This window comes from Moorena sp. SIO3I6 (genome assembly GCF_010672095.1).
In genome coordinates, this window is the sequence record NZ_JAAHHU010000359.1 from 1 (window position 1) to 4396 (window position 4396).

General features: G+C 43.3%; 5 protein-coding genes. All 5 read right to left on the reverse strand.

Annotated elements, in window-relative coordinates; genetic code table 11:
• Nucleotides 1-57: 57 nt before the first annotated feature.
• Nucleotides 58-462 carry a photosystem II protein Psb27 gene (gene psb27 / locus F6K49_RS35970; protein ID WP_364301414.1) on the reverse strand — a complete coding sequence of 135 codons (405 nt, stop codon included), beginning with the start codon at nt 460-462 and terminating at the stop codon, nt 58-60.
• A gap of 362 nt (nt 463-824) precedes the next feature.
• Complete coding sequence (gene pstB, locus F6K49_RS35975) at nt 825-1655, reverse strand: phosphate ABC transporter ATP-binding protein PstB (protein WP_293042743.1); 831 nt, start codon at nt 1653-1655, stop codon at nt 825-827.
• A gap of 97 nt (nt 1656-1752) precedes the next feature.
• On the reverse strand, nt 1753-2661 hold the full coding sequence (gene pstA / locus F6K49_RS35980) for a phosphate ABC transporter permease PstA (RefSeq protein WP_293042740.1): 909 nt from the start codon (nt 2659-2661) through the stop codon (nt 1753-1755).
• Nucleotides 2661-3668, reverse strand: coding sequence for a phosphate ABC transporter permease subunit PstC (gene pstC / locus F6K49_RS35985; RefSeq protein ID WP_293104511.1), 1008 nt, complete (start codon nt 3666-3668; stop codon nt 2661-2663). Before pstC ends, pstA begins: the two co-directional genes overlap by 1 nt.
• A gap of 282 nt (nt 3669-3950) precedes the next feature.
• Nucleotides 3951-4396: substrate-binding domain-containing protein (locus F6K49_RS35990; protein WP_293104514.1), on the reverse strand; the 446-nt coding region annotated here is incomplete at its 5' end.

A 4396-nucleotide genomic window follows, 5' to 3' on the forward strand; every position in this document is an offset into this window, starting at 1 on the left:
CAGTTTTTTTGTTAACCCAGGTTATGCCTCGCCTACAATAGGCGAGGTATCGACAGCTTAAGCGCCCCGTTTGAGAGAACGCTCTACTTGGGAAAATTCCTGCTCTAGACGATCCTTCACCTTTTTCGGTAAAGGGCGATTGGGATAGGAACTGTAGTAACCAGCCAAGGAATTGACAGCAGTTCGCATGGTAGTGAAGGAATTAAGGGTAGACACAGATCTATCTCTGCGGTAGCGCGAAGCATAGTCATTCATCAGTAGAGTTGCTTTTTCACGAATTGCCGTCTTATCTGGTGAATCTTCTGGTAATTCAAGGGCTTGTCTTAATTCTTGTAGAGCAATTATTGTATCCTGACGGTAATCTCCTGTTAAGCCTGTACCACTTGAGGCACAACCAGTTAAACCGATAACCATAACCAGTACCAGGGCAATAAAACCTGATAAGTAGCGCTTTATTCGCATGATTGACAACAAATCCAATTTTATAATCAGATTTGATCCTATCTTGAATTGGTACTGGGGGGATCATCCCCATCAGAAAAAAAAATCCCACGGGCCTGTTGCCATGGGATGTGTAGTCTCATCTCAAATCTCCGATGAGTTGGGTTTAAAACCCAAGGTTTCGTTGGATGTTAGGCGTTGCTTAATCTTCTTGTGAATAGGAGTAGAGTGGGCATCCTGCCCGCCCGAAAATATATTGAAACTGGCAAGATGCCAGTTCCACGCAAGATGCCCATTCCACGCAAGATGCCCATTCCACAAAACTCTTAAAATCATTCCATTATTAAGCAACGCCCCATGTTAGGGCAAAATGTTAGGGGGATTTAGCCGAAACGCCCACTAACATAGTCCCTGGTTGCTTCCTGCTGAGGATTTTGGAAGATGACTTCAGTTCTATTGAACTCTACTAAATAGCCTTGTTTGCCACCTGTTTCCGTTGCCCTAGCGTTATAGAAAGCGGTCATGTCTGCTACTCGGGTAGCTTGTTGCATGTTGTGGGTAACGATAACAATGGTATATTTTTCTTTGAGCTCGTGCATTAGTTCTTCCACTTTGAGGGTGGAGATGGGGTCAAGAGCGGAGCAAGGTTCATCCATCAACAACACTTCTGGCTTAATGGCTAAGGCGCGAGCAATACACAAACGCTGTTGTTGACCGCCAGATAGAGACAGACCACTCTGTCTTAGTTTATCTTTGACTTCATCCCAGAGGGCAGCTTGTTGAAGACTGCGCTCCACTAATTCATCCATGTCCCCTTGATAGCCGTTAATCCGGGCTCCAAAGGCAATATTTTCATAAATGGATTTGGGAAAAGGGTTTGGCTTTTGGAATACCATGCCAATGCGGCGACGTACTTCTTCAATGCTGTTGTCAAACTTTTTATCATAGAGATTTTCCCCATGGAAGGTAATTCTACCTGTCACCCGTGCTCCCGGAATCAGGTCGTTTAAGCGATTAAAACATCGCAACAAGGTGCTTTTTCCACAACCAGACGGTCCGATAAAGGCGGTAACTTGTTTTTTCGGAATATCTAAATAGACATCTTTGACTGCTAAAAATGATCCATAGTATACGGAAACTTTTTCAGCCCGTAAAACCGGATATTGTACTTCTACAGACGAAGTTGTGCAGTCCATAACTTGGTTATAATTCATATTTAAATCCTCTGTGGAATTGTCAACTTTTGAAATCAAAACTGAAAACTTTTCCATCCCTTTGAATCTGTATTTTAATAGTGGGTATATTGACTTTTTATCTATTGCTTTGGAATTTATTGCGCAGGAAAATTGCTCCGGCATTCATGACCAACAGCACTACCATCAACATAACAATTCCCGCAGCCGCGTTAGTGTGGAAGGCTTCTTGGGGACGGGATATCCAGTTGTAAATTTGAATTGGCAGTGCAGTAAATGGATCTTGTGGGTTCATTGGCGGCCTGGTAATGAAGCTCAAGGCTCCGATAGTGATTAAAGGAGCAGTTTCCCCAATTGCTCTTGACAGTGCTAAAATCGTTCCTGTCAGGATACCAGGTAAAGCGAGAGGAAAAATATGCTCTCGAATCACTTGCCAGCGAGTTGCTCCTAAGGCATAACCCGCTTGACGCAAACTATTGGGAATTGCCCGTAGACTTTCACGGGTGGCAACAATAATGATGGGCAGAATTAACAAGGACAGGGTTAGGGAACCAGTTAGTATGCTCCTACCATTAGTAATGGGTTCCAACCACCGGACAAATACTTGTAAACCCAATAAGCCGTAAATAATTGAAGGTACAGCAGCTAGGTTAGCGATGTTGATTTCAATAATCTGGGTCAACAGGTTGTCAGTGGCATATTCTTCTAAGAAAATACCTGCCCCTACTCCCAAGGGAAAAGAGACCATTGCTGTTATCACCAACAGCCAGACACTACCGATTAAAGGAGGAAAAATACCGGCTTGGTCTGGTTTACGGGAGGGAGGACTGGTGATAAATTGCCAATCGAGCCGGGGCAGACCATCCCTAAAAACATCAATCAGCAATACTGCGAGTATGGCTAGCCCAAAAAAGATGCCAACCCAGGCAGCAAAGGCGAAGATTTTATCAAAGTTGTAGCGCTTGGTTAGCGCCAGGTTGAAGTAACCTGGGGAATCGTCTCCTAGAGGTTTTAGGTCTTGTGCCATTAGTCGTATTTCTCCCGGAAGCGACGGACAAACCAAAAGCTAAAGATATTTAGGGCTAAGGTCAGTAAGAACAGGGTCATGCCTACAGAAAAAATAGTTTTGTAGGCTAGGGAACCTGCTGGTGTATCTCCTAAGCTTACCTGAACAATATAGGCTGTCATGGTCATCACTGGTACTAGGGGATTCAGTCCCAAGGTGGGATTTTGACCCGCAGCGATGCTAACAATCATGGTTTCACCGACAGCACGGGAAACCGCTAGTACGAAGGAAGCAACAATTCCAGATAATGCTGCTGGTATTACTACTCCGATAATGGTTTCTCGTTTAGTTGCCCCCAAGGCATAAGCACCTTGTCTTAAGCTATTGGGTACAGCATAGATAGCATCTTCACTGAGGGAAGCTATCATAGGAATAATGGCTATTCCTAAAACAATCCCAGCGCTTAAGGCATTGAATCCTTGTAAATCTGGAATAGCAAATGACTCCGGAATAGGTATAACCCGACCCATCAATGCTATAACCCAATTAATAAAACCAATAAAATCTCTTAAGAAAGGGCTAACTACCATCAGAGCGAAGTAACCAAATACTACCGTAGGAACCCCTGCTAATATTTCTAGGGCAGGTTTGAGCCAGCGACGGATACCACTAGATGCATATTCACTCAAGTAGATAGCTGCAAGCAATCCCAGAGGTAATGCCACCATCAGCGCGATTACAGAGGTCAGGAAGGTGGCACTAATCAGCACAAAAATGCCAAACTTCGGATTAGGAAACAAGGGAGTCCATGCTTTATCACTCAGGAATTTCAAGAGTGATACTTCTTGGAAAAATCCTACTGTTTCAAATATTAGGGTTAGAACAATGCCGATGGTAGTTGCGACAGAAACCAAGGCAAAGGTAGCAAAAATTATTTTTACTACCAGTTCTACCCGCTTGTTTAACTGCCGGTTTGGTCGAAACATCTCAGAGTCTGATGACTCAAAAGATGAGGGAGTGGTAGACATCAGTAAAGTATTAAGTGTGAAGGAGCAAGTTTGAAGGAGCAAGTGTGTTCGCTTGATAGCATTATATTAGGGTAGGATGCAGTGCGAATGCTAAAGGATAAAGGATGAAGGCTCAATTGTGAGAAATTAAGTGTGAGGAATCAAGTGTGAGGAATGAAATAATTCTACTCATAGGTGTAGTGGTGATATCTATCAAGGTGACTTACAAGGTGACTTAGCAACTTGGTTCTTTTCAGCCTTCAGCCTTCAGCCTTCATCCTTTAATGCATCCTTTACTATTATTTATTTCCCTTTCATCAATAGCTGTTTCACTTTGGAGCCTTTAGGAGCATTAGAAAAGACTGTACCAACTTTGCCATCGCTAAAACGCTTTCTCACCAACATCATAATGTCTTCTGGCATGGGAACATAGCCAACTTCTGAAATTAATTTGGAATTTGCTGCTGCCAACTGATACTCTACAAATGCTTTAACTTCAGGTTGAGTTGCAGCCTCTTTATTGACGTAGATAAACTCTGGGCGAGCTAGAGGTTTGTAACTTCCATCGGCAATAGTTGCTGTGCTAGGAGCAATGCAACCACTTCCTCCATTAATCTTTAAAAGTTTGAGTTTATCTTTGTTTTCTTCGTAGTAGGCGTAACCAAAGAAGGCTAGTCCACCCTTATCATTCGATACCCCTTGAACAAGCAAATTGTCATCTTCACTAGCGGTATAGTCGCCCCGAGAGC